Source organism: Streptomyces sp. NPDC051286, from assembly GCF_044455345.1.
Classification (GTDB): domain Bacteria; phylum Actinomycetota; class Actinomycetes; order Streptomycetales; family Streptomycetaceae; genus Streptomyces.
Window position 1 is genome coordinate 221,359 of sequence record NZ_JBITER010000001.1, and the last position, 24,029, is coordinate 245,387.

Genomic DNA, 24,029 nt, shown 5'->3' on the forward strand with positions numbered 1-24,029 from the left:
CGCTCCGTCCTCAACCGCCTTACGGTCTCGGTACGTTCGAGAGTGCCACCAGCCGTGTGGCGATCTCCCGTCCACCGGCGTCCCCGGTGAGCACGGTGTAGTGGTTGACGTCCGGCACAGCCACCGGCTCCAGCAGGGTGCCGGAGAGGTCGGCGGCGGCCAGCCGCTGCTCGTCGTACAGTCCCTGCGGCTCGTCCATCAGACCGCGCGCCGCCCACAGCAGCGTCGCCGGCACCGGCAACTTCCGTACCGCCGACAGCACGTCGTCGTCGAAGAGTCCGATCCCGTCGGTGCGCACCGCCTCGATCCGGCACGTCGAGTGCATCGCCGGTTCGTCGCCCGTCAGATCGCGCTGGATGTACGCGTCCACCTCGGGCGACCAGGCGGCCCCGGCGAACGCGGGATGCGCCTGCCAGAACTCCCGGTAGGCGGCCCGGTCGGGGAACGTCATCGACAGCCGGTCCATGGCCGGGCCGATCACCGCCGTCATCAGTTCGTCCGGGGAGAGATGGGTGGGGGCGGGGAAGCCGATCCCACCGTCGACGAGCAGCAGCGGACCGAACCGGTCCGGATGCCGTACGGCGGCCAGCGCCGCCACGAACGCGCCCATCGAGTGACCGGCCAGCACCACCCGGTCCAGGCCGAGCGCCCCGGTCAGGGCCGCGATGTCATCGGCGTGCGCCGCGATGCCGTACGGTCCGGGCAGCCCGGAGCTTCCGGCCCGGCCGCGCAGGTCCGGGGCGATCAGCGTGACCTGCCCGGCCAGCAGCCGCGCCACCGTGCCCCAGGAGAGCGCGTTGGCCGTGATGCCGTGCAGCGCGACGACCACCGGCGCACCGGGCTCCCGGGCCTGCCAGCGCAGCGCGGCCAGCTCGCCCCCGGCCACCGGGACACGTATCTCCTCGTACGCGGTCATGAGTGCCGGTCCTCCTTCCGGGCGGGTGCGCCCTCATTGGTTGCACGGAATACGGAACGCATCCGGGACGGCAGCCGTGCCAGCCCGCCCGGCAGGAGATGGACCACAGCCACGAACACCACGCCCAGCAGGAACAGCGGCTGGGAGAGCGGTACCCGCAGCACCGCGGGAAGGTCGGCGACCGCACCCGATCCGGCGAGATCGCCGAGCCGGTGGTCGGCCCACGTATAGAGGATGCCGCCGACCATCGGTCCCCAGCGGGTGCCCGAGCCACCCAGCACCACCATGACCAGCAGCGACAGCGTGAAGTCCGACGTCGTCGTCTGCGGGGTGGAGCCGCCGGTGAGCAGCAGGTGGACGAGCCCGCCGAGCGCGGCCAGCGCACCGGCCAGGACGAACGCCGTCAGCTTGAACCCGTACGGCCTCAGCCCCAGCACCTCCACCCGGCGCTCGTTCTCCTTGATGCCCTCCCAGACCCGCCCCGTCGGGGAGCGGACCGCCCAGTGGACGACGGCCACGGTGAGGACGAGATAGCCGAGCGCGAGCCAGTACAGGTTCGCCGTGTGCTCGATGCCCACGAGCCCGGACGGCAGCAGCTCGGCGGGCGCGGCCCGGCCCTCCTCGCCACCGGTGACGCCGCCGGGGTTGCGGGAGACGAGGATCGAGCCCGCCTGGGCGAAGGCCAGCGTCACCATGGAGAAGCCGATGCCGGTGACGCGCAGGCTCACCGATCCCAGCACCAGTGCGAGCACGATCCCGAAGCAGACGCCGACCAGCGCGGAGACGGTGAACGGCAGTCCGGCCTCCAGCATGATGGTGTTCGTGGCGTAGCTGCCCGCCGCGAAGTACAGAGCATGCCCGAAGGAGAGCAGCCCGGTCCGGCCGAGCAGCAGGTCGTAGCCGGTGGCCAGGGCGCCGAACAACAGGCAGGTGGCAAGGAGTTGAAGGCTGCCCGGACTGCCCAGCGGGCCGTCGAGCAGCCCCGGCAACGGCAGGGCGCTGTACGGCGCGACGATCAGCAGCACCAGCACCACGGCCGGCCACCAGCGCAGCAGCCGCGCCGCGTTCGCACGCACCGGTGCGTCGGACGGTGCCGTCGGCGTACCGCTCGTGCGATCGGGTGTCCCGGTCATGGTGCTCACGCGAGCCTCCCGGTCAGTCCGCGCGGCCGTACGAGCAGCAGCGCGGCGAGCAGGACGACGACGGCCAGGTCGCCGAGGCCCGCTGCGGTGTAGTAGTTGGCGAACTGCTGGACCAGACCGATCACGACGGACGCCACGGCGGCGCCGGTCACCGAGCCCATGCCCCCGGTGACGACCACGACGAACGCGAAGATCAGCAGCGAGGTGCCCTGCCGGGGGTCGACCGAGCCGAAGTACAGCCCGCCGAGCGCCCCGCCGAGCGCGGCGGCACAGCCGCCGATCGCGAAGACGAGGGTGAACGCCTTGCGGACATCGATACCGAGCGCGGTCACCATCGCCCGGTCCTCGACCCCCGCCCGTACGACCAGTCCGTGCCGGGTCCGCCCGAGGAAGAGCCGCAGCGCGATCAGCACCACGACCGCCGCCGCGATCAGCACCAGCCGGTTGACCGGGACTTCCGCGCCCAGCAGGGAGAACGTGCCGGACAGCGCCTCGGGCCCGGGGAAGGTCCGGGCGTCCGAGCCCCAGATGCCCGACAGCAGCGCCGGGACGGCGAGCCCCACCCCGACCGTGGCGAGCACCTGCTCGCGCGGCCGGGTGTAGAGCGGGCGGACCACGGTGAGTTCCAGCAGCACCGCGGCGGCGGTGCCCACCGTCGTACCGAACAGGACCGCGAGGACGAAGCCCGCACCGCCGGGGCCCGCGCCCGGCAGATGGCCGGACGCCGCCCACCAGGTGCCGTAGGCGCCGATGGAGAGCAGCGCCCCGTGCGCGAAGTTGAGCACGTCCATCAGACCGAAGATCAGCGAAAGCCCCGACGCGATCAGGAAGTAGAGCGCTCCCAGACCGAGTCCGGTCATGGTGAGCAGCACAAGGGTGGACATCAGGAATGTTCCTCCGCGTTCCGGGAAGGGACGGGGGCGGCCGGGCCGTGCCCCACGCCCAGCAGCCGGCGCGCCGCCTCCGCGTCGCCCAGCAGCTCACTGGCCGGTCCCTGATGGGCGGTCCGGCCGTCGGCGAGCACCGTGCAGTGCGCGGCGAGGCGCCGTACGACGGCGAGGTTCTGCTCCACGAGCAGCACCGGCACCGCCTCGGCGGCCCGCTCCAGCACCTCGGCGACCTCGGTGACCACCTTGGGCGCCAGCCCCTTGGTGGGTTCGTCCGCGATGATCAGCCGGTTCCGGCTCAGGAGGGTGCGCCCGATGGCGACCATCTGCTGCTGCCCGCCGGACAGCGTCCCGGCCAACTGGCGCTCCCGGCGTTTCAGTTCGGGGAAGAGCTCATGGACGAGGGGGTACGCGGGTGCGCCCGCCCCGCGCCGCTCGGCCAGCCGCAGGTTCTCCGCCACGGTCAGTCCGGCGAAGATGCCGCGGTCCTCGGGGGCGTAACCGATGCCCCGCCGCACCAGCGTGTGGGTGGGCAGCGCCACGGTCTCCTCACCGTCGAGCCGGACGCTTCCGGTGCGCGGGACGAGGCCGAGGATGCCGCGCACCGTCGTGGTCTTCCCGGCGCCGTTCCGGCCGAGGAGCGCGGTCACCCCGTGGCGGGCGACATCGAGATCCACGCCGTGCAGGATGTGCCGTCCGCCGATGAGAACCCGCAGGTTCCGCACGGCGAGCAGGGTTTGCGTCGTCACAGCCCCTCCCCGAGGTAGGCCTGCTGCACGGTCGGGTCGGCGGTCACGGCCTCGGGGGTGTCCAGCGCCAGCAGCCGGCCGTGGTGCATCACGGCCAGCCGGTCGGCCAGCCCCAGCAGTACGTCCATGTGGTGCTCGACCATGAGGACGGTGCGGCCCTCGTCCCGGTGCAGGGTGCGGATCAGTTCGGTGAGTGCCGGGACCTCCTCCGCGCTCACCCCGGCCATCGGTTCGTCGAGCAGCATCAGCCGCGGCTCGCCCACGAGCAGCACCGCCAGCTCCAGCTTCCGCTTCTCGCCGTGCGACAGTTCGGACGCCAGCGCCCGTGCCCGGTGGCCGAGCCCGGTGCGCTCCAGCACGCCGCGCACCTCGTCGGTGTACCGGGAAGCGCGCCGCCACACGCGGTACGAGCCGCCCCCGGCGGCCTGGGCGGCCAGCCGGACGTGATCGGCCACGCTCATCCCCGGCCAGAGACTGGACGTCTGGAACGTCCGGCCGATCCCGCGCCGGGCCCGGACGTGCGCCGGACGGCCGGTCAGGTCCGCACCGTCCAGCGCGAGGGTGCCCGAGGTGGCGGTCGTCAGCCCGCTGATCAGATTGAACAGCGAGGTCTTGCCGGCCCCATTGGGACCGATGAAGGCCAGGAACTCGCCCTCGCGGACCTCCAGGGTGATGTCCTCGACGATGGTCGCCCCACCGACGCCCCAGGTCAGTCCGGCCAGTTGAAGCACGGGGGCGGCGGAGTGCGCCGCGCTCCCGTGATCCGCCGTGATGTCAGGTGCCGCCACTGGTCAGCCCGCCGAGGGCTTCGCGGGCGGCGCCACCTTGTCCATCGGCTCGGTGCTCACCAGCTCCGGCTTCGCGGCGGCGCCCTTCCCGGTCAGCTTCGCCACGAACATCGGCTGCAGCAGCGCGTGGTCCTCGGCGCGGATCTGCTCCCTGCCCTTCACCCCGTCGAAGCTCCAGCCCTCCAGGGCCTTCGCCATGGCGGCGGGATCGGTGGCGCTGCCCTCCTCCACGGCGTGCACGATCATCTGGGCCGCGGTGAAGCCGTCGGGGGTGAACAGATCAGGGGTGCCGCCCGCCTTGGCCACCGCGTCCAGCATGGCCTTCTCCACGGCGTTGTTGCCGCCCGCGCCGGGGAAGTAGTGCGCCAGGAACGAGACCTTGGAACCCGCCGCGCCGAAGACCGGGTACGAGGCGGTCCCGGCCAGCCCGGTGACCACTTTGGATGCGCTCGGCACCCCCTGCTGGTCCAGGGCGGTCCACAGCGCGGGGGCGGTGGAACCGGCCCAGGCGACGAAGACCAGATCGGGACCGGCGGCCTTCACCTGCCGGGCGAACGGGGTCAGGTCCGTGGCGCTCGGCGGGGCCAGCACGGAACCCACCTTCGCGCCCTGGCCGCCGAGCACGGCCTTCACCGCGGCGACGTTGGCCTGGCCGAACGTGGAGTCCTGGGCCAGCACGGTGACCTTCTTGCCCTTGGCCCCGCCGAGCATCGCTCCGGCGGTGAGGATGTCCTGGTAGGACTGCCGGCCGGAGCGGAACGTGTAGTCGTTGATCCCGGTCACGGCGTCGGTGGCGGCGGGCCCGCTGACGTACAGCACCTTGTTCTGCGCGGCGAGCGGCGCCATCTGCAGGGCGACCCCGGAGTCCGTGGTCCCGGCCAGGACCTTGTAGCCCTTGCCGATCAGGTTCTTCGCCGCGGCGACCGCCTTGCCGGGGTCGCCCGCGTCGTCCTGCTCGGTGACCTCGATGCGGTGCCCGGCCACTTTGCCGGTGCCCTTCGTCGCGTAGTCCAGACCTGCCATGAAGCCGTCGCGGTACTGCTTCCCGTAGGCCGCGAGCAGCCCGGTCCGGGAGTAGACCAGCCCCACGTCGACGGTCTGGTCCTTCGCGCCCTTGCCGGACGCGCTGTCCGACTCGCCCGCCTTGCCGGCGGCGGTGCAGCCGGTCAGCAGGACGCCGGCGGCGGCCAGCGTGGCGAGTGCGGAGAGGGATCTGCGGTGGTGGACGGTGCCTGTGGCTCTGCGACGCATGGTGACCGGCTCCTCGGCGGGATTCCTGTGATGTCGCCGAACCGTATGAACCCCGCGCCGCCGTCGACATGGTGCAGGGGCCCCCACCTGAGGCGGTGCACATGTGGGGGCCGCACATGGGCCGGGGCCGGGAGGCGCCGCCCCGTGGACCGGAGCGTACGGCCCCGGGGCGGCGCGGCACCGACGCGTCAGTGCCGCGAGCGGTGGCCCTAGGCGATCGCCTGGACCGTGGCCGTGATCGCGCCGAGGGCGGCGAACGCGATGCCGATGATGCCCATCACCATTCCGGCGGTCGCCTGGCCGCGGCCGCCTCCCTCGCCCCGGTCCGCCATGCGCCGGGCCGAGATGCCGAGGCACAGCGCGATGATGGGCAGGATGATCGGGACGAGCAGCAGCCCGAGGATGCCGAGCACCATCGAGGCCGTCGCCTTGCCGCTGGGCAGTGGGGCGCCGCCGTACCCGTAGCCGCTCGGCGGCTGGGCGCCGTAACCCGCCGCGCCGACTGCACTGCCTGACTGGTCAGCCATGTCTTCCTCTCCATCAATGTTGATCATGGTCATGATAAGGAGAGGTTCGAGCTCCTTCCGGACAGGAAGGTGAGGGATGTGTGATGAAAGGTCCTCCGGGCGCGACCCGTCAGGACGCGTCCCGGGGTGCCGTCACGTCGATCAGCCGGCACACCGTCTCGATGTCTATCTTCACCTGCGCGATCGACGCCCGCCCCGACAGCCAGGTGATCAGTGCCGAGTGCCAGGTGTGCTCGATGACCCGGACCGCGGACAGCTGCTCCGGCGTCGGGTGCTGGAGCCCCATCGAGTCCAGGATGATGGCCGTCGTGATCCGCGAGACGGTGTCCACCTCGGGACTGACGCTGCGGTCCGCGAAGGTCAGCGCACGCACCATCGCATCCGCCAGATGCGGTTCGCGCTGCATCGCGCGGAACGCCCGCATCAGGGTGTCGGCGACGCGCGCCGCCGCGTCGTCCCCGGCCGGAGGGCGCTTGCGCAGCGTCCCGTGCATGTGCTGGAGCTGGTCCTGCATGGTGGCGACCAGGAGGTGGATCTTGGAGGGGAAGTACCGGTACAACGTGCCCAGGGCGACCCCGGCGGCCTCGGCCACCTCACGCATCTGAACCGCCTCGAAACCGCCCCTGCTGGCGAGCTGGGCGCTGGCGTGCAGAATGCGACGACGACGGGCCTCCTGCCGTTCCGTCAGGGGCGGCGATGCCGGCTTGGCTTCCGCTGTCATGTGTCCCCATCCATGGCTTCTGTCCACGACCGGGGGAGGCGTCTGGGCCCCGGCGGCGCACAGCATGCCAGGGTGCCCGGTGGTGGCGCGAATCACCTGATCCGGCCGTTGCCTCGACGCTACCTGCCGGTAGATTCGTAGCTCATTGAACGATCCAGTCTGAAACTTGTTCTAGATTAGCGTGAGCGGTTACGCTCCGGCGAACACGCAGTGAGAAGGGGGCCGAGTGTGACCGCTGAGGCCATAGAAGCGGGCCCCCGCGCGGGCGGCCACGCGGCGGGCAGCACCGACGGGCGACCCCTGCGCATCGCACTTCTCACCTACAAGGGCAACCCGTTCTGCGGCGGTCAGGGTGTGTACGTACGCCACCTCGGCCGCGAGCTCGCCCGCCTCGGCCACAGCGTCGAGGTGATCGGCGCCCAGCCCTATCCCGTACTCGACGAGGGCGTCCCGCTCACCGAGTTGCCGAGCCTGGACCTCTACCGCCAGCCCGACCCGTTCCGCACCCCCGCTCGCGGCGAGTACCGGGACTGGATCGACGTCGCCGAGGTCGCCACCATGTGGACCGGCGGTTTCCCGGAACCGCTCACTTTCAGCCTCCGGGCCCGCCGCCATCTCGCCTCCCGCCGCGGCGAGTTCGACGTCATCCACGACAACCAGACACTCGGGTACGGGCTGTTGGCGGATCTCGGCGCCCCGCTCGTCACCACCATCCACCACCCGATCACCGTCGACCGGCAGGTGGAGCTGGACGCCGCCGGCAGCCGTCGCCGCCGCGCCTCCGTGCGCCGCTGGTACGCCTTCACCCGCATGCAGAAGCGGGTCGCGCGCCGGCTGCCGTCGGTCCTCACCGTCTCCGGCTCCTCCAAGCAGGAGATCGTCGACCACCTCGGGGTGCGGCAGGACCGGATCCACGTCGTCCACATCGGTGCGGACACCGACCTGTGGTCGCCCGACCCGAAGATCGCCGAGGTGCCGGGCCGGATCGTCACCACCTCCAGTGCCGACGTCCCGCTGAAGGGCCTCGTCCACCTCGTCGAGGCGCTCGCCGAGCTCCGTACCGAGAACCCGCAGGCGCACCTCGTGGTCGTCGGCAAGCGGGCCGAGGACGGACCGGTCGCTCAGGCCATCGAGCGGTACGGACTCCAGGACGCCGTCGAGTTCGTCAAGGGCATCAGCGACGCCGAACTCGTCGACCTGGTGCGGAGCGCCGAGATCGCCTGTGTCCCCTCGTTGTACGAGGGATTCTCGCTGCCCGCCGCCGAGGCCATGGCCACCGGCACCCCGCTCGTCGCCACCACCGGCGGTGCGATCCCCGAGGTGGCCGGCCCGGACGGCGAGACCTGCCTGGCCGTGCCGCCCGCCGACGCCGGGGCGCTGGCCGCCGCACTCGCCCGGCTGCTGGGCGACCCCGAACTGCGGGCCCGGCTCGGCGCCGCGGGCCGCGAACGGGTGCTGTCCCGGTTCACCTGGAAGCAGGCGGCCATCGGCACCGCGGAGCTCTACCGGCAGGCGATCGCCGCCCGCGCCGCCACCACGCACTCCGGCAGCCGTCGGTGACCCCGGCGCCCGTCCTCGCCGTCCCGGCTCCCTGACCCCTCCTCGACCCCCGACCGCGAAAGCAGGCATTCGTGCTGACCGTGGACTTCACCCGCTTCCCGCTCGCCGCCGGCGACCGAGTGCTCGATCTGGGCTGCGGCGCCGGACGCCACGCCTTCGAGTGCTACCGGCGCGGCGCCCAGGTGGTGGCTCTCGACCAGAACGGCGAGGAGATCCGCGAGGTCGCGAAGTGGTTCGCGGCGATGAAGGAGGCCGGTGAGGCCCCCGAGGGCGCCACCGCCACCGCGATGGAGGGCGACGCGCTCAACCTGCCGTTCCCCGACGAGTCCTTCGACGTCGTCATCATCTCCGAGGTGATGGAGCACATCCCCGACGACAAGGGCGTGCTCGCCGAGATGGTCCGGGTCCTCAAGCCCGGCGGCCGGATCGCCATCACCGTGCCGCGGTACGGCCCCGAGAAGATCTGCTGGACGCTCTCCGACGCGTATCACGAGGTCGAGGGCGGCCACATCCGCATCTACAAGGCCGATGAACTCCTGGACAAGATCCGCGGCGCCGGTCTCAAGCCGTACGGCACCCACCACGCCCACGCCCTGCACTCGCCGTACTGGTGGCTGAAGTGCGCGTTCGGAGTCGGCCGCGACGGCGACGACGCGGCGCTCCCGGTCCGCGCGTACCACAAGCTGCTGGTCTGGGACATCATGAAGAAGCCGGCCGTCACCCGGGTCGCCGAGCAGCTGCTCAACCCGGTCGTCGGCAAGAGCTTCGTCGCCTACGCCACCAAGCCGCACCTGCCCAGGGCCGCCGCCGCGGACGACCTTTCGAAGGCCGAGGCGTGACCACTCCCGAGCAGACCGAACACCTCGTCCTGCCCGGAGTGCTCACCGCCGAGCAGGCCACCGAGACCGTCGCCGCGCTGCTCGCCGTGCAGTGCGAGGACGGCGCGCTGCCCTGGTTCCGCGGTCACCATCTCGACCCGTGGGACCACACCGAGGCCGCCATGGCCCTCGACGCCGCGGGTGAGCACGCCGCGGCGGAACGCGCCTACGACTGGCTGGCCCGGCACCAGAACGAGGACGGCTCCTGGTACGCCGCCTACCACGACGGCGACCCGGACCGGCCGACCGACCGGAGTCAGGAGTCCAACTTCTGCGCGTACGTGGCGGTCGGCGTCTGGCACCACTACCTCGCCACCGGCGACGACGCGTTCATCGACCGGATGTGGCCGACCGTCTACGCGGCCGTCGAATTCGTCCTGCGGCTCCAGCAGCCCGGTGGGCAGATCGGCTGGAAGCGTGAACCCGACGGCACCCCGGTCGACGACGCGCTGCTGACCGGCTGCTCCTCCATCCACCAGGCGCTGCGCTGTGCACTCGCCATCGCCGAACAGCGCGAAGAGCCGCAGCCCGACTGGGAGCTGGCCACCGGTGCGCTCGCGCACGCGATCCGCAACCACCCCGAGCGCTTCCTCGACAAGAGCCGCTACTCGATGGACTGGTACTACCCGGTCCTCGGCGGAGCGCTCACCGGAACGGCCGCCAAGGAACGGATCGAGGAAGCCTGGGACCGCTTCGTCGTCCCGGGCCTCGGGGTGCGCTGTGTGCTGCCCAACCCCTGGGTCACGGGCGGTGAGAGCTGCGAACTCGCCCTGGCGCTCTGGGTGATGGGCGAGTCCGACCGGGCGCTGGAGATTCTCCAGTCCGTCCAGCACCTGCGCGCCGAGGGCGGCATGTACTGGACCGGTTACGTCTTCGAGGGCAACCGGGCATTCTGGCCGGAGGAGCACACCACCTGGACCGCCGGCTCGCTGCTGCTCGCGGTGGCCGCTCTGGGAGGCGACGAGGCGACGACCGCGGTCTTCAGCGGCGAACGGCTGCCGAAGGGGCTGGAGCCGGACTGCTGCGATGCGGCTCCGCGCACCTGATGGTCCGCGCGGACCACTGAGCGCCTCCTCACCGGCGGGTCAGTAGCGGCGGATGCGGCCCGCCACCGCATGCCGCTTTCCGCGGCCCGGAACCCGGACGGCGCCTCCTGAGTGGCGCGGCACCCGGGCCGGGACGAGCCTGGCCTGGAGTGCCGAACCGCGTCACTCACCGCAGAACTCGCCGTGAGCCCGTCCAGGGAGGCCCGCTGTGCCCCGTTCCGTACCGCTCCGCAGTCTGTTCGTGGCGTTGCTGCTGTCGTGCACCGTGTTGGTGGGCGTCACCGCGTGCGGCAAGGGCTCCGGCAGCAGTGCGAGCTCCTCCCCGTCCCCGAGCGGCACTGCGTCGGCGGAGAAGCAGAAGCTCGCGAAGACGCGGTTCGTCGCCAACGCGGGGCTCGCGGCGGGTGCCACGTATCAGTGGATCGTGAAGCCGTACCGTGCGGGCAAGTTCAAGAAGGGCGCCGACGGGCGGAAGTTCGCACTGGTCAAGGCGGGGCTCGCGGGCGGGTTCGCGTACAACCGGCTCAAGGCGGCCGCGGAGAACGCCAAGGGTGACCCGCTGCTGTCGAAGGCGGTCGCGCCGCTGACGGTGGGCATCGAGTCGCTCAAGGGGCTCGGGGACAAGCTCCGCACGGGCGAGGCGGGCGCGGGGGACGTCACTGCCTTCGAGAACGTCATCAGCGGCATCAAGGACGCGGGCAAGAGCGCGGGCGCCGAGGTGAAGGACAAGGTGCCGTCCGCCTCCCAGCTCGGTGGGTAACCGGATGTGCGCAGAGCGACGGCCGTTCAGGCGCTGTTGAGGTCTGCCAGTACGCGCAGGGTGTGGGGGTCCGGTGCCGTGACCAGCAGGTCGGTCACCGGGCCCTCGCGCCACAACTCCAGCCGTTCCGCGATCCGTTCACGCGGTCCGACGAGCGAGATCTCATCGGCGAACGCGTCCGGCACGGCCAGCACCGCCTCCTCCTTGCGGCCTTGGAGGAACAGCTGTTGGATCCGCCGCGCCTCCTCCGCGAAGCCCATCCGTGCCATCAGGTCGGCGTGGAAGTTACGGGCGGCGTGTCCCATCCCGCCGATGTAGAAGCCGAGCATCGCCTTCACCGGCAGCAGGCCTTCCGTGACGTCGTCACAGACGTGCGCGCGGGTCATCGGCGCGATCATGAAGTCGTCGGGGAGCCCGGTCAGCGACGCCTCGTACACATCGGTCCGCAGCGGCGACCAGTACAGCGGCAGCCAGCCGTCCGCGATCCGGGTCGTCTGCGCGATGTTCTTCGGGCCTTCGGCACCCAGCAGTACGGGCATCCCGGCCCGCAGCGGATGGGTGATCGGCTTCAGCGGTTTGCCGAGCCCGGTCGCGTCCGGACCGGTGTACGGATGGGAGTGGAACCGCCCGTCCAGCTCAACAGGGGCCTCGCGCCTCATTACTTGACGGACGACCTCGACGTACTCGCGGGTGGCGGTCAGCGGGCTCTTCGGGAACGGGCGCCCGTACCAGCCCTCCACCACCTGGGGCCCTGACAGCCCGAGCCCGAGCATCATGCGGCCGCCGGAGAGGTGGTCGAGGGTCAGCGCATGCATGGCCGTCGCGGTCGGGGTGCGCGCCGCCATCTGCGCGATGCCGGTGCCCAGCCGGATGCGGGAGGTGTGCGCCGCGATCCAGGTCAGCGGGGTGAAGGCGTCGGAGCCCCAGGCCTCCGCCGTCCACACCGAGTCGTAGCCCAGCTGTTCCGCTTCGCGGGCGAGTTCCAGGTGGGCGGGGTTCGGGCCGCGGCCCCAGTAGCCGAGAGCGAGTCCGAGCCGCATACCGGTCCCTCCAGCCCTCTCGAACTGACGAAACGTCAGATCGCTGCGTATGGACGGAGAGTACGGCAGCGGCCCCCCGCCCGGAAGGGGCGAGGGGCCGCGGAGCGGAAGTGCTGTCAGCCGCGCTGGATGCCCGTGGTGTCCTGCAGAACGCCACGGCGGCCGTCCTGGGTCTGGGCGATGAGGCTCGGACCACGCTGCTCGACGGCGAGGTACCAGGTGCCCGGCGCCAGTTCGGCGATCGGGCTCGGTGAACCGTCCTCGCCGTACAGCGGACGGGCCACGGGCACGGCGAACCAGAACGGCGTGAAGTCGCCGGCCGGTGCGGCGCCGCCCTGCGGGGCCTGCTGCGCCTGGGTGGGGTCGGGCTGACCGGGCTGCGGCTGGGCACCGTACGGCTGGGGCTGACCCGGCTGCGCACCGTACGGCTGCTGCTGGGCACCCGGGTAGCCGTACCCCTGGCCGGGCTGCGGCTGGCCGCCGTACGGCGCCTGCACGGTCTGCGGGCGCGGGGCGCCCATCAGGGGCGCCTTCAGCGCGGGAACCAGCGGGGTGGCGACCGCGCCGCCGGCCAGCGCGAGCGAGGCGATCAGGCCGAGGACGAGACCGGCACCGGCGTCGACCTCGCCGAGGTCGATGATCGTCCAGAAGATGTTCCACGCGCTGAAGAGCGTGGCCGCGACACCGAACTGGCCGAGTTCCAGGCCGACGACCTTGCGGGGCTGAGGCTGCGAATGGGAGAGCACGATGAGTGCCGCACCGATCACCCCGACCAGGTAGACGCCGATCGCATTGCCCAGCGAGTCCCAGGCGTTCGGCGCGTCGACGGTGAGGCCCTTGTAGGAGATGAAATCGAGGAAAGAGGCGATGAACAGCACCACCGCTGCTCCGATCACCACGCCATCGCCTCTAGTGAGTGAGCGGATATCCACGTGAAGGTCCTTAGTCGGTCGTCTCGTCGGGGCGGTCGTCGCTGCCGCCGGTGCGGCGGGCACGGCGCGAAGCCCGGGGGCGGCTCCGCATCGTACGGATGAATCTATCGTCTGCCCGGGCGGGTTGTGTCCTGGCCCGGACCTTGGACGGTCATCCCCCCGAATAACCCTGCATAACCGCCGCACAATCCCCGCATAACTACACGTGCTTACCCGCGCAGGTAGGAACTGATGCCAGTCGCAATGCCCTGTGCGGCCTTCTGGCGCCAGTCCGCGCTGGTGAGCAGGACGGCGTCCTTCGGGTCACGCATATTGCCGCACTCGATGAACACCTTGGGTACCGTGGACAAATTGAGTCCGCCCAGATCCTTGCGGGTGTCCAGCCCCGTATTGCCGCCCACGTAATTGGAAGGCGCACTTCCGGTAGCGCGGACGAAGTAACCGGCGATCCGGGTGCCGAGCTCGCGCGACGGTTCGACGATTTTCGAGGTGTCCGCCGCCCCGCCGCGCACGAGTGCGGGAAGAATCACATGGAAGCCGCGGTTGCCGGCCGCGGAACCGTCCGCGTGCACCGACACGACCGCATCGGCCCCGGCGTTGTTGCCGATCCGGGCCCGCTCGTCGACGCACGGCCCGTAGGGGCGGTCGTTGTCGTATGTGAGGACCACCTCGGCGCCCTGCGCCTGCAGGAGCGCCCGCAGCCGGTGCGACACGTCGAGGGTGAACTCGGCCTCGGCGTAACCCGAGTCGGTGGACGTACCGGTGGTGTCGCACTCCTTGTGCGCGGTGCCGATGTCCACCTGGCGGCCGATCTCGCGGGTGTGCTCGCGGTTGCGTGGGTTGTGCCCGGGGTCGATCACGACCGTCTTCCCCGACAGCGGCCCGGACACCGTGCGGCTCGCGGGCTTCGACGGGGAGGGCGGCACCGACGTCGTCCTCGCCGCCGGACCGCTTTTCGCGGGCGAAGGCGACAGGGACGGCGGGGACGACGTGCCACCACCGCCCTCGCGCGGCTGCCCTGCCGCTCCACCACCACTGCCACCGCCGCAGCCCGCGATCAGGCACGCGCAGCCCAGCGCGGCAGCGGCGAGCAGGGCCCGGCGGCGCCGCGCGGGGTGAGAGGCGGGAGGAACGCTGGTGTCGTACGGCACGTCGCGATGCTATCGGGCGGCTCACGGCCTGGTGCACGATAGCGAGCGGGCTCCCGGCGTCATGCGACTCCGCCTCCGGCGTTGTCGTCGGTCCACGACTCCCCCATGGCCTTGAAGGCATGGGAGGGGCCCCCTTCGCGTCGCCTCCCTCCTCCGCCTTGGATTCGAAGCCCCATGACCCCGCTCGCTGATCCACTCTCTAGCGCGCACCAGGCCGTCAGATCCCCGTTCCGGTACGGCGCAGGACGCGCAGCGAGTCCGTGGCCGACACCTCGGTGAACGCCCCGGACTCCAGCGCCCGCAGGTACACCCGGTACGGCGCCTGACCACCGTGCGCGGGATCGGGGAACACGTCGTGGATCACGAGCAGCCCGCCCTCGGCGACATGCGGCGCCCAGCCCTCGTAGTCGCCGTTCGCATGCTCGTCGGTGTGCCCGCCGTCGATGAAGACGAAGCCGAGCTGCCCGCCCCAGATGGCCGCGACCTGCGGGGACCGGCCGACGAGCGCCACGATGTGGTCTTCGAGGCCCGCCGCGTGCAGCGTGCGGCGGAAGGTCGGCAGCGTGTCCATCCGGCCGACCTCCGGGTCCACGACCGTCGGGTCGTGGTACTCCCAGCCCGGCTGCTGCTCCTCGCTGCCCCGGTGATGGTCGACAGTGAGTGCGGTCACACCGGCCGCCCGGGCGACGTCGGCGAGCAGGATCGTGGACCGCCCGCAGTACGTCCCGACCTCCAGCAGCGGCAGACCGAGCGCGGCGGCGTCGGTGGCGGCCGCGTGGAGGGCGAGCCCCTCGACCACCGGCATGAAGCCCTTGGCCGCTTGGAAGGCAGCGAGAATCTCCGGCTCGGGCTCGGCGGCCACGGGGTTCCTCCTGGTCGTACGGGAATGAAACGGCGCCTCATCGTGCCGTACGGGCCGGTCGGCGGTGTCGGCGGGGGTGGCTTGCGCCGACCGGGCCGACACCCGGTGCGGAGCGGTACTTGGCCGAAACCGTGCGACCATCTGACCTTCCGTCAGATTGGAACGTGTTCTACTCTTGCGCCGTTCCAGTGGCAGCGACCGGCGAGGATCCGTACATGGGCATCGGAATCACCCAGGAACAGCGGGAGTTGGCGCAGGCCGTACGGGGGTGGCTGGCGCGCGCCGTGCCCCCGGACGAGATCCGCAAGCTCCTCGACGCGAGTACCCCTTCCGCACCCGGCGTGCGCCCCGGCTACTGGGACGGTCTGGGCGAGCAGGGGCTGCTCGGCATCCATCTGCCGGCGGAGCACGGCGGAGCAGGCGGCACACTCCTCGACCTCGCCGTGGTTCTTGAGGAGGCGGGACGGGCCGCGCTCCCCGGCCCGTACCTGGCGAACGCGCTCGCCTCGGCGGTGCTGGGCGACGCGGACCGGAGCGACCTGCTGGGCGCCCTCGCCGCCGGTACCCGCGTCGGCGCCGTCGCCCTCGGCCCCGGCACCCTCACCGTCGTGGAGGGCGAGGACGGTCACCTTCTCGACGGCACGGCTCCACCCGTGCTCTCCGGTGCCGACGCCGACCTGCTCCTGCTCCCCGCCGAATCGGCCTCCGGCACCCGCTGGTTCGCCGTCGACACCGCCGCCGAGGGGCTCACCGTGCGCCCGCACCGCGGCGCCGACCCGACCCGCCCCACCGCCGAGGTCCGGGCCGACGGCGTACTCGTACCCGCGGACCGTGCCGTAGGGATCGACTCCGCGGCCGTCCGTGATCTCGCCGCGGTCCTGCTCGCCGCCGAGGCGTGCGGCACCGCCTCCCGGGCGCTGGACACCGCCGTCGAGCACGCCAAGGTCCGCGAACAGTTCGGCCGCCCCATCGGGCAGTTCCAGGGCATCAAGCACCTCTGCGCCGACATGCTCGTCCGCGTCGAACAGGCCCGCGCCCTGGTGTGGGACGCCGCCCGCGCGGCGGACGAAGCCCCGAAGGTACGGGGACTGGTCGCCGCCCTTGCCGCAGGCACCGCGCTCGACGCCGCGTACAGCTGCGCCAAGGACTCCATCCAGGTCCTCGGCGGCATCGGCTTCACCTGGGAGCACGACGCCCACCTCCATCTGCGCCGGGCGCTCGTGGCACGGCAGCTGCTGGGGGCGGGGGACGCGCACCGGCTGCGGGCTCTTCGGCTGGCCGAGGGCGGAGCGCGCCGCGAACTCACCCTCGAACTCCCTGCCGAGGCCGACCGTCATCGTGCCGAGGCGCGCGAGGCCGTCGCCGCCGCCCAGGGGCTCGACCCGAAGGCCGCCCGCCGCGTCCTCGCCCCGACCGGCTACGCCGCACCACATCTGCCGGCCCCCTACGGTCTGGACGCCGGGCCTCTCCACCAGCTCGCCGTGCAACAGGAGTTGAAGGAGCAGGGTGTGAGGGTGAGCGACCTGGGGATCGCCACCTGGGTGGTGCCGTCGCTCCTCGCGTACGGGACACCGGACCAGCAGGACCGCTACCTCATGCCCACCCTGCGCGGCGAACTCCTCTGGTGTCAGTTGTTCTCCGAGCCCGGCGCCGGCTCCGACCTCGCCTCGCTGCGCACGAAGGCCGAGCGGACCGCCGAGGGCTGGCGGATCAACGGCCAGAAGGTCTGGACGAGCGCCGCCCAGTGGGCCGATCACGGCATCCTGCTCGCCAGGACCGACCCGGACGTGCCCAAGCACGAGGGGCTCAGCTACTTCCTCGTCGACATGAAGAACACCGAAGGCATCGACATCCGCCCGCTGAAGGAGATCACCGGCGACTCCCTCTTCAACGAGGTGTACTTCGACGACGTCCTGCTGCCCGCCGACGCCGTCGTCGGCGACGTGGGCGACGGCTGGCGGGTCGCCCGCAACACCCTCGGCAACGAACGCGTGCACATGGCCGACCAGATGACCTTCGACACCGGACTGGAAGCGCTCATCGCCGGCTCCGGCGAGCTCGACGGCACCTACCGGGCGCGGATCGGCGCCCTCGCCGCCGAGGCGCACGCGCTCGCCTGCATCGGACTGCGGACCACTCTGCAGCAGGTGTCCGGACTGGAGCAGGGCGCCGGAGCCTCGGTACGCAAGCTCGTCCAGACCACCCACCAGCAGAAGGTCGCCGAACTTGCCCTGGAACTGCTCGGACCGGCGGGCGCGACCGCGGAAGGTCCCGGGGACCGGGCCCTGCACGGATTTCTGATGTCCCGCTGTCTGACCATCGCGGGCGGCACCACCCAGGTTCAGCTCAATGTCGTCGCCGAGCGCATGCTCGGCCTCCCGCGTGACTGAAGGGACGTGACCTCGCCATGAAGGCGTACATCGTCGGTGTCGGGATGACGAAGTTCGAGAAGCCGGAGACACGCGACTGGCAGTACTGGGACATGGCGAAGGAGGCGGGGAACGCCGCGCTCGCCGACGCCTCGGTCGCCTACGAGGAGGTGCAGCAGGTTCCCGTCGGCTACTGCTTCCAGGCCTCCACGGCCGGCCAGCGCGCCGCGTACGAGCTCGGACTGACCGGCGTACCCGTCTACAACGTCAACAACAACTGTGCCACCGGATCCACCGCGCTGATGCTGGCCCGGCAGTTCGTCGAGGGCGGCATCAGCGACTGCGTACTCGCGCTCGGCTTCGAGAAGATGACGCGCGGGTCGCTGGGGAGCGGGGCCGACGGCGGAGCGGACTTCAGGACCTCGCCCGTCGCCCGGCACTACGGGATCATGGCCGCCGCCCACGGCTTCGAGATGTCCCCGCCCACCGCCCAGATCTTCGGCAACGCGGCCCGCGAACACATGGAGCGGTACGGGACGACCGAGGCGCAGCTCGCAGCGGTCGGCGCCAAGAACCACCGGCACTCGGTGAACAACCCGTACGCCCAGTTCCAGGACGCGTACACGGTCGACGAGATCCTCGCCGCCAGGACCATCCACCGCCCGCTGACCAAACTCCAGTGCTCGCCCACGTCCGACGGGGCGGCCGCAGCCGTCGTCGTGTCGGAACGCTTCGTCGCGAGCCACGGGCTGGAGGACAGGGCCGTCGAGATCGCCGCCCAGGCCATGACGACCGACACCGGAGAGTCGTTCGCCTCCGGCACCTGCATCGATGCCGTGGGACTGCCCATGTCCCGCGCCGCCGCCCGGCAGGTGTACGACACCTCGGGGCTCTCGGCCGCGGATCTCGACGTCATCGAGCTGCACGACTGCTTCTCCATCAACGAACTCCTCACCTACGAGGCGCTCGGCCTGTGCGGCGAGGGCGAATCCGGCAAGCTCGTCGAGTCCGGGGCCACCACCTACGGCGGCCGCTGGGTGGTCAACCCGTCCGGCGGCCTGATCTCCAAGGGCCACCCGCTCGGCGCCACCGGCATCGCCCAGGCCGCCGAACTCACCTGGCAGCTCCGCGGCGAGGCAGGCGACCGGCAGGTGTCCGGTGCCCGGGTCGGACTCGCCCACAACATCGGGCTCGGCGGTGCGGCTGTCGTCACGGTCCTGCGCCGATAGGCGGAGCCGGGTGTCCGGCCATATACCGATGTACGGGGCGCAGGGCGCCTGCGAGTATGACCCTCATGGTTGACGTCACGGCGCCCACGCCCCTGCAGATCCGGCAGAAAACCCGCACCTGGGCGGTGGTACTCGCCGCCTGCACCGGCCAGTTCCTCGTCATCCTCGATGTGTCCGTCGTCAATGTGGCGCTGCCGTCCATGCGGTCCGACCTGGGGCTGAGTGCCGGTCAGTTGCAGTGGGTCCTGAACGCGTACGCGATCGCGTTCGCCGGGTTCATGCTCCTCGGCGGGCGCGCCGCCGACATATACGGACGCAAGCGGATGTTCCTGGTCGGACTCGGCCTGTTCACCGCCGCCTCACTCGCCGGCGGGTTCGCCCAGGAGGGCTGGCAACTGCTGGCCGCCCGCGCCGCGCAGGGACTCGGTGCCGCCGTGCTGTCTCCCGCGACCCTCACGCTTCTCACCGCAGCGGTTCCCGAGGGCCCGGCCAGGACCAGGGCGATCGGCACATGGATGGCCGTCGGCGCCGGCGGCGGCGCGGCCGGCGGACTGGTCGGCGGGGTGCTCACCGACCTCCTCTCCTGGCGCTGGGTCCTGCTGATCAATGTGCCGTTCGGCGTGCTCGTCCTGATCGGCGCCACGGTCTGGCTCGCCGAGAGCCGGGCGGGCGGGCGGCACCGTATCGACCTGCTGGGCGCGGTGCTCGTCACGGTGGGGCTGGCCACGGTCTCGTACGGCATCGTGCAGACCGAGCAGGAGGGCTGGACGGCCGCGGCCACCCTGGTGCCGCTGCTCGGCGGGGTGGTGCTGCTGGCCCTCTTCGTCCTGGTGGAGGCACGGACGGCGGTGCCGCTGATGCCGCTCCGGGTGCTGGGCACACGGGCGGTGGCGGCGGCGAACGTGGCGATGATCGTGATGGGTTCCGCGACGTTCTCGATGTGGTACTTCATGACCGTGTACGCGCAGTCGGTGCTGGACTACACGCCGATGCAGGCCGGACTGGCCCTGATGCCGACCTCGTTGGCGGTCGTGCTCGGCTCGACGTTCGCGCCGCGGATCATGGCCCGGGTCGGCGCGAAGAACCTCGTCCTGATCGGTCTGGCGATCACCGCCACGGGCTTCGGCTGGCAGTCCACGATGGGCGCGGACGGCTCGTACCTCACGTCGATCTGCGGGCCCGGCATCCTGATGATGGCCGGTGCGGGGTTCGCGTCCACCCCGCTCGCCTCCCTCGCCACCTCGGGCGCGGCGCCCGGGGACGCCGGTCTGGTCTCCGGGCTGGTCAACACCTCGCGCACGATGGGTGGTGCACTGGGTCTCGCCGTGCTCTCCACGGTCGCGGCGGCACGGACCGGCGGCGGCACCGGGGCGGAGGAGCTGACCGCGGGGTTCGCGCTGGCCTTCCGGACAGCCGGCACGGTCCTGCTGGGCGGACTGCTGCTGATGGCCCTGTGGCTGCCGCGCCACCGCTCGTCGCGCTCCGTAATGACCGGCCCGTCGGCCACGTCAAGCCCGTCGACTCCGTCCCGCGCGTCGAGCCCGTCGGGCGTGTCGAGCCGGTCCGGCGATTGAGGGCAGCGGGGCGCCGGCCACGCCCGGCGCCCCGCTGCGAACACCGCCTACAGCCAGCCCTGCTGCCGCGCCGCCCGCACCGCCTCCATGCGGTTCCGCGTCCCTGTCTTCCCGATCGCCGACGACAGGTAGTTACGTACCGTCGACTCGGACAGCTGCAGCTTCGCCGCGATGTCGGCGACCGTCGCCCCGTCCACCGACGCGTTCAGCGCGTCCCGTTCCCGCGCCGTGAGCGGGCTGGGGCCCGCGCTCAGGGCGGCTGCGGCGAGGACGGGGTCGATGACGGTCTCGCCGGTCAGCACCCGGCGGATGGCCACCGCGAGCTCCTCGACCGGGCCGTCCTTGACCAGGAACCCCGCCGCGCCCGCCTCCATCGCGCGGCGCAGATAGCCGGGCCGCCCGAAGGTGGTGAGGATCAGCACCCGGCAGTCCGGCACCTCCTCGCGCAGGTCGGCGGCGGCGTCCAGGCCGCTGCGGCCCGGGAGTTCGATGTCGAGGAGTGCCACATCGGGACGGGACAGCAGCGCGGCGTCCACGATCTCGTCCCCGGTGCCGACCTGGGCCACGACCTCGATGTCCGGTTCGAGCCCCAGCAGCAGGGCGAGCGCACCGCGCATCATGCCCTGGTCCTCGGCGAGCAGAACCCTGACGGACGTGTGCGGCTGGTGATCTCGAGGCATCTCGTTCACCGGTCCAGCGTATGGGGTGAGGGGGGACTTCCGGCGGCATCCACCGTGTCCACCGGCAGCTCCGCGCCGACCACGAAGCCACCGCCCGGCCCGGGACGCGCGGTGAGCGAGCCTCCCGCCGCGGCGAGACGTTCGGTGAGGCCCTTCAGGCCGGTACCGCCGATGCCGGGCGCGGGCGGCGCGCCCGCCGGTCCGCGACCATCGTCGGTGACGGTCAGCCGTACCCGCTCGGCCGTGCCGTCGACGAGCAGCGAACAGGTGGTCGCGGCGCTGTGGCGTACGACGTTGGTCACCGTCTCCCGCACCACCCAGCCCAGCAGCGCCTCCGTCTGTGGGGTGAGCGGCGGTCCCGAGCGGCGGACCACCGATTCGATCCCGGCGGCGGTCAACGCGGACCTGGCCCGGTCGAGTTCGGTGGCCAGGCTCCCCTCGCGGTAGCCGGTGACCGCTTCCCGGATCTCGGTGAGGGCCTGCCGGCCGACGGACTCGATGTCGGCGACCTGGGCCAGCGCCGCGTCCATGTCGCGCGGCGCGAGCCGGCGCGCGGCCTCCGACTTGACGACGATCACCGAGAGCGTGTGTCCCAGCAGATCGTGCAGATCGCGGGAGAAGCGGAGCCGTTCCTTCTCCACGGCGGTGCGGGCCAGTTCCTGCCGGGTGGCCCGCAGTTCCATCACGGTCTCCGACAGGGTGAGGATCGCGGCGGTCACCGCACCCGAGATGAAGGTGCCGTATCCGATGGTCCACGGGTCCGAGGCGTTGTCCCCGCGCCAGACGGCGACGAGACTGGCGACGGCCGCGAGGCCCAACAGGCAGAGCATCAGCTGCCGGTGGCGCAGGATGACGCCGCAGGCCAACGAGAACAGGGGGAAGAACAGCAGCCAGGTGCCGCCGTACCCGATCGCCAGCCCGAACGTGACGAGGGCCATCACGGCGAGCAGCACGTACGACACGGGGCTCTCGCGCCTCTTCTTGTCGAAACCCCGGAACACCACGTTGATGTAAAGGGAGTTGAAGACAAGCAGCCCGAGACCGCCGATCCAGGGATTCGGCGCCCTTCCCTGGAAGAGGTTGGAGAAGCCGCCGAGTCCCATCAGTAGCCAGGGCAGCAGCGAGTACGGTCCGGGCGGGCCGGGGCGCCCCTCCTCGCGGTGCCGCCTGCGCCGTTCCCGCCACGATCCTGATCCGTTCCGGGACATGCTCGCTCCTGTCACACGGTCCTCGCGGACCGACGGTACGAGACGACGGCGTACGCACCGAACAGCAGGAGCCATCCGCCGAGCACGGTGATCGTCCCGAGGGAGGGCGCGTGGCCGCCGGTGGTCGCCCAGCCCAGGTCGGCGAACCGGTGGGCGGGCGTGAACCTGCCGACGGAACGCAGCCATTCGGGAAGCAGATCCAGCGGGAACCACAGCCCGCCGACGATCGCGAAGCCCATCAGACAGGCCACGTTGACGACGCCGGTGCCCTGCGGGGTGAGCCGGTAGCCGTTGCCGAGGCCGAGCAGGGTGAACGGCAGCGCGCCGATCCACAGCAGCAGTGCCAGTGCGATCCACTGCCAGGCGTCCAGCCGCACCCCGTTGAGCAGGCCGCCGGCCAGCAGCACCGTCACGATCGTCGGCAGGACAGTCACCGAACCGCTGATCGCCCGGCCCACGACCGCCCGGGAAGGGGCGAGCGGGGTGACCCGCAGCTGTTGAAGCCAGCCAAGCGTCTTGTCGGAGGCGACCCCCGTACCGATCGACATGGCGGAGCCCAGCGCACCGTACGCGGCCATGCCGACCATCGAGGCCGTCTTCCAGCCGTCGACGTCTTCGCCCCCGCCGATGTTGGTGAAGAGCAGATACATCATCACCGGCATCCCGGTCCCGAAGATCAGGAAGAAGCCGTCACGCAGGGTCCTGCGCACTTCGAGCACGATGTAGCGGAACATCACACGGTCTCCCTCTCGGAATCGGTTGCGGGTGCTGCGGCGGCCGGTGCGGTGAGGGCGAGGAACGCGTCCTCCAGCGTGGCCCGGGAAACCTGGAGGCCACGGATCGCGCCGAGGCGGGCCAACTCCATGACGGTGGCGTCCGAATCGTCGGTGTGCAGCAGCGCCCGGTCCCCGGACACCTCGACGGTGACGACGCCGGGCAGCAGCTCCAGGCCCTCGGTCGGCCGGCCCGCCAGGTCGAAGGAGACGAGACTGCTGCCGGCCGAGCCCCTGATCGTGTCGGCGCTTCCGTCCGCGACGATCCGGCCCCGGTCGATGACGACGATCCGGTCGGCGTTCTCGTCGGCCTCCTCCAGGTAGTGCGTGGAGAAGAGGACCGTGTTGCCGCGCCGGGTGTAGGCGCGCATGGAGTCCCAGAACGCCCGCCGGGCCTCGACGTCCAGGGCGGCGGTCGGCTCGTCCAGGACGACCAGCTCCGGGTTGCCGGCGAGTGCGACGGCGAACCGGACGCGCTGGATCTGCCCGCCGGAGAGCTTGTCGATGCGCCGGTCGGCGTACGCGGAGACACCCGCCAGGGCCAGCGATTCGGGGACCGGCATCGGGCCGGGGTAGGTGGAGGCGACGAACCTGATCAGTTCGCGGACGGTGACCCGGGGGATCGGCTGCCCGTCCTGCAGCATGGCACCGACCCGGCCGGCCCGTACTGCCTGCCCGGGGGTGGAGCCGAGCAGCTGCACACTGCCCGAGTCCGGCTCGTTCAGACCGAGCAGCAGGCTGATGGCGGTGGACTTGCCCGCGCCGTTGCGGCCGAGCAGGGCGACGGTCTCGCCGCGCTCGACGGTCAGATCGACCCCGTCGACGGCCCGTACGGTCTGCTCCGCCCGGCCGAAGGTCTTGACTGCCCCGGTGAAGACCACCGCGGGCCCGCTTCCCGTTGTCTCTTCCATGGCACTGACGGTACGGAGCCGGGCCCGCACTCCGGCAGAGGCGCTTGTACGGACTCCGCGATGACAAATGTCATG

Annotated in this window: 23 protein-coding genes; 7 read left to right on the plus strand and 16 right to left on the minus strand. The window is 71.6% G+C overall.

Annotated features, from left to right (window positions below; translation table 11 throughout):
- Nucleotides 1-19 precede the first annotated feature (19 nt).
- The 8 genes from ACIBB8_RS01000 to ACIBB8_RS01035 all read right to left on the minus strand — a co-directional run bounded on the left by ACIBB8_RS01000 (nucleotide 20) and on the right by ACIBB8_RS01035 (nucleotide 6,981).
- On the minus strand, nucleotides 20-916 hold the full coding sequence (locus ACIBB8_RS01000; protein ID WP_398948264.1) for an alpha/beta fold hydrolase: 897 nt from the start codon (nucleotides 914-916) through the stop codon (nucleotides 20-22).
- Nucleotides 913-2,058, minus strand: coding sequence for a branched-chain amino acid ABC transporter permease (locus ACIBB8_RS01005; RefSeq protein WP_398948265.1), 1,146 nt, complete (start codon nucleotides 2,056-2,058; stop codon nucleotides 913-915). Before ACIBB8_RS01005 ends, ACIBB8_RS01000 begins: the two co-directional genes overlap by 4 nt.
- Nucleotides 2,055-2,942, minus strand: a complete 888-nt coding sequence (locus ACIBB8_RS01010; RefSeq protein WP_398948266.1) for a branched-chain amino acid ABC transporter permease — start codon at nucleotides 2,940-2,942, stop codon at nucleotides 2,055-2,057. Before ACIBB8_RS01010 ends, ACIBB8_RS01005 begins: the two co-directional genes overlap by 4 nt.
- A complete protein-coding gene (locus tag ACIBB8_RS01015; RefSeq protein WP_398948267.1) occupies nucleotides 2,942-3,694 on the minus strand; it encodes an ABC transporter ATP-binding protein in 753 nt (250 codons plus the stop codon). The genes ACIBB8_RS01010 and ACIBB8_RS01015 overlap by 1 nt, the downstream gene beginning before the upstream one ends.
- Nucleotides 3,691-4,482 carry an ABC transporter ATP-binding protein gene (locus ACIBB8_RS01020; RefSeq protein WP_398948268.1) on the minus strand — a complete coding sequence of 264 codons (792 nt, stop codon included), beginning with the start codon at nucleotides 4,480-4,482 and terminating at the stop codon, nucleotides 3,691-3,693. Before ACIBB8_RS01020 ends, ACIBB8_RS01015 begins: the two co-directional genes overlap by 4 nt.
- Nucleotides 4,483-4,485: 3 nt before the next feature.
- Nucleotides 4,486-5,733, minus strand: coding sequence for a substrate-binding domain-containing protein (locus ACIBB8_RS01025; RefSeq protein WP_398948269.1), 1,248 nt, complete (start codon nucleotides 5,731-5,733; stop codon nucleotides 4,486-4,488).
- Between the two features lie 209 nt (nucleotides 5,734-5,942).
- Entirely contained in the window at nucleotides 5,943-6,260 is a 318-nt protein-coding gene (locus tag ACIBB8_RS01030) for a DUF4190 domain-containing protein (RefSeq protein ID WP_398948270.1), read from the minus strand.
- Nucleotides 6,261-6,369: 109 nt separating this feature from the next.
- Nucleotides 6,370-6,981, minus strand: coding sequence for a TetR family transcriptional regulator (locus ACIBB8_RS01035; RefSeq protein WP_398948271.1), 612 nt, complete (start codon nucleotides 6,979-6,981; stop codon nucleotides 6,370-6,372).
- 228 nt (nucleotides 6,982-7,209) lie between these two features.
- Here ACIBB8_RS01035 and ACIBB8_RS01040 point away from each other — a divergent pair, with 228 nt between their 5' ends.
- From ACIBB8_RS01040 to ACIBB8_RS01055, 4 genes are all read left to right on the plus strand, one after another.
- On the plus strand, nucleotides 7,210-8,541 hold the full coding sequence (locus tag ACIBB8_RS01040) for a glycosyltransferase family 4 protein (protein WP_398948272.1): 1,332 nt from the start codon (nucleotides 7,210-7,212) through the stop codon (nucleotides 8,539-8,541).
- 71 nt (nucleotides 8,542-8,612) lie between these two features.
- Nucleotides 8,613-9,380 carry a class I SAM-dependent methyltransferase gene (locus tag ACIBB8_RS01045; RefSeq protein ID WP_398948273.1) on the plus strand — a complete coding sequence of 256 codons (768 nt, stop codon included), beginning with the start codon at nucleotides 8,613-8,615 and terminating at the stop codon, nucleotides 9,378-9,380.
- The gene (locus ACIBB8_RS01050) at nucleotides 9,377-10,465 is read left to right on the plus strand and encodes a prenyltransferase (protein ID WP_398948274.1); all 1,089 of its coding nucleotides are present in this window, start codon (nucleotides 9,377-9,379) and stop codon (nucleotides 10,463-10,465) included. Before ACIBB8_RS01045 ends, ACIBB8_RS01050 begins: the two co-directional genes overlap by 4 nt.
- A 208-nt stretch (nucleotides 10,466-10,673) precedes the next feature.
- Nucleotides 10,674-11,225, plus strand: coding sequence for a hypothetical protein (locus tag ACIBB8_RS01055; RefSeq protein ID WP_398948275.1), 552 nt, complete (start codon nucleotides 10,674-10,676; stop codon nucleotides 11,223-11,225).
- Nucleotides 11,226-11,251: 26 nt separating this feature from the next.
- Here ACIBB8_RS01055 and ACIBB8_RS01060 read toward each other — a convergent pair whose 3' ends face one another.
- The 4 genes from ACIBB8_RS01060 to ACIBB8_RS01075 all read right to left on the minus strand — a co-directional run bounded on the left by ACIBB8_RS01060 (nucleotide 11,252) and on the right by ACIBB8_RS01075 (nucleotide 15,153).
- A complete protein-coding gene (locus ACIBB8_RS01060; protein WP_398948276.1) occupies nucleotides 11,252-12,265 on the minus strand; it encodes an LLM class F420-dependent oxidoreductase in 1,014 nt (337 codons plus the stop codon).
- A 116-nt stretch (nucleotides 12,266-12,381) separates the two neighbouring features.
- Nucleotides 12,382-13,164, minus strand: a complete 783-nt coding sequence (locus ACIBB8_RS01065; RefSeq protein WP_398948277.1) for a hypothetical protein — start codon at nucleotides 13,162-13,164, stop codon at nucleotides 12,382-12,384.
- A 242-nt stretch (nucleotides 13,165-13,406) separates the two neighbouring features.
- Nucleotides 13,407-14,348, minus strand: coding sequence for an N-acetylmuramoyl-L-alanine amidase (locus ACIBB8_RS01070; RefSeq protein WP_398948278.1), 942 nt, complete (start codon nucleotides 14,346-14,348; stop codon nucleotides 13,407-13,409).
- A gap of 217 nt (nucleotides 14,349-14,565) precedes the next feature.
- A complete protein-coding gene (locus ACIBB8_RS01075; protein ID WP_398948706.1) occupies nucleotides 14,566-15,153 on the minus strand; it encodes a class I SAM-dependent methyltransferase in 588 nt (195 codons plus the stop codon).
- A 272-nt stretch (nucleotides 15,154-15,425) separates the two neighbouring features.
- Here ACIBB8_RS01075 and ACIBB8_RS01080 point away from each other — a divergent pair, with 272 nt between their 5' ends.
- Genes ACIBB8_RS01080 through ACIBB8_RS01090 form a run of 3 tightly spaced genes read left to right on the plus strand, consistent with a single transcriptional unit; the run spans nucleotide 15,426 to nucleotide 20,382 of the window.
- Nucleotides 15,426-17,600 (plus strand): acyl-CoA dehydrogenase, encoded by a 2,175-nt coding sequence (locus tag ACIBB8_RS01080; protein ID WP_398948279.1) that lies wholly within the window; start codon nucleotides 15,426-15,428, stop codon nucleotides 17,598-17,600.
- Nucleotides 17,601-17,617: 17 nt separating this feature from the next.
- Nucleotides 17,618-18,808, plus strand: a complete 1,191-nt coding sequence (locus ACIBB8_RS01085; protein ID WP_398948280.1) for a lipid-transfer protein — start codon at nucleotides 17,618-17,620, stop codon at nucleotides 18,806-18,808.
- A 56-nt stretch (nucleotides 18,809-18,864) separates the two neighbouring features.
- A complete protein-coding gene (locus tag ACIBB8_RS01090; protein ID WP_398948281.1) occupies nucleotides 18,865-20,382 on the plus strand; it encodes an MFS transporter in 1,518 nt (505 codons plus the stop codon).
- Nucleotides 20,383-20,429: 47 nt separating this feature from the next.
- On the opposite strand, the gene ACIBB8_RS01095 is transcribed toward ACIBB8_RS01090, so the two are convergent.
- From ACIBB8_RS01095 to ACIBB8_RS01110, 4 genes are read right to left on the minus strand one after another with little or no spacing between them, the layout of a single operon-like run.
- On the minus strand, nucleotides 20,430-21,062 hold the full coding sequence (locus tag ACIBB8_RS01095) for a response regulator (protein ID WP_398948707.1): 633 nt from the start codon (nucleotides 21,060-21,062) through the stop codon (nucleotides 20,430-20,432).
- Between the two features lie 5 nt (nucleotides 21,063-21,067).
- A complete protein-coding gene (locus ACIBB8_RS01100; RefSeq protein WP_398948282.1) occupies nucleotides 21,068-22,270 on the minus strand; it encodes a sensor histidine kinase in 1,203 nt (400 codons plus the stop codon).
- Nucleotides 22,271-22,281: 11 nt separating this feature from the next.
- Complete coding sequence (locus ACIBB8_RS01105; RefSeq protein ID WP_398948283.1) at nucleotides 22,282-23,004, minus strand: ABC transporter permease; 723 nt, start codon at nucleotides 23,002-23,004, stop codon at nucleotides 22,282-22,284.
- Entirely contained in the window at nucleotides 23,004-23,954 is a 951-nt protein-coding gene (locus ACIBB8_RS01110; RefSeq protein WP_398948284.1) for an ABC transporter ATP-binding protein, read from the minus strand. The genes ACIBB8_RS01105 and ACIBB8_RS01110 overlap by 1 nt, the downstream gene beginning before the upstream one ends.
- Between the last annotated feature and the right edge of the window lie 75 nt (nucleotides 23,955-24,029).

Excerpts from the sequence above, each read along its gene's own strand:
- ACIBB8_RS01000 (WP_398948264.1), bottom strand. The coding sequence starts at position 916 with ATGACCGCGTACGAGGAGATACGTGTCCCGGTGGCCGGGGGCGAGCTG.
- ACIBB8_RS01010 (WP_398948266.1), bottom strand. The coding sequence starts at position 2,942 with ATGTCCACCCTTGTGCTGCTCACCATGACCGGACTCGGTCTGGGAGCG.
- ACIBB8_RS01025 (WP_398948269.1), bottom strand. The coding sequence starts at position 5,733 with ATGCGTCGCAGAGCCACAGGCACCGTCCACCACCGCAGATCCCTCTCC.
- ACIBB8_RS01030 (WP_398948270.1), bottom strand. The coding sequence starts at position 6,260 with ATGGCTGACCAGTCAGGCAGTGCAGTCGGCGCGGCGGGTTACGGCGCC.
- ACIBB8_RS01035 (WP_398948271.1), bottom strand. The coding sequence starts at position 6,981 with ATGACAGCGGAAGCCAAGCCGGCATCGCCGCCCCTGACGGAACGGCAG.
- ACIBB8_RS01060 (WP_398948276.1), bottom strand. The coding sequence starts at position 12,265 with ATGCGGCTCGGACTCGCTCTCGGCTACTGGGGCCGCGGCCCGAACCCC.
- ACIBB8_RS01075 (WP_398948706.1), bottom strand. The coding sequence starts at position 15,153 with ATGCCGGTGGTCGAGGGGCTCGCCCTCCACGCGGCCGCCACCGACGCC.
- ACIBB8_RS01080 (WP_398948279.1), top strand. The coding sequence starts at position 15,426 with ATGGGCATCGGAATCACCCAGGAACAGCGGGAGTTGGCGCAGGCCGTA.
- ACIBB8_RS01085 (WP_398948280.1), top strand. The coding sequence starts at position 17,618 with ATGAAGGCGTACATCGTCGGTGTCGGGATGACGAAGTTCGAGAAGCCG.
- ACIBB8_RS01090 (WP_398948281.1), top strand. The coding sequence starts at position 18,865 with ATGACCCTCATGGTTGACGTCACGGCGCCCACGCCCCTGCAGATCCGG.
- ACIBB8_RS01095 (WP_398948707.1), bottom strand. The coding sequence starts at position 21,062 with ATGCCTCGAGATCACCAGCCGCACACGTCCGTCAGGGTTCTGCTCGCC.
- ACIBB8_RS01100 (WP_398948282.1), bottom strand. The coding sequence starts at position 22,270 with ATGTCCCGGAACGGATCAGGATCGTGGCGGGAACGGCGCAGGCGGCAC.
- ACIBB8_RS01105 (WP_398948283.1), bottom strand. The coding sequence starts at position 23,004 with ATGTTCCGCTACATCGTGCTCGAAGTGCGCAGGACCCTGCGTGACGGC.
- ACIBB8_RS01110 (WP_398948284.1), bottom strand. The coding sequence starts at position 23,954 with ATGGAAGAGACAACGGGAAGCGGGCCCGCGGTGGTCTTCACCGGGGCA.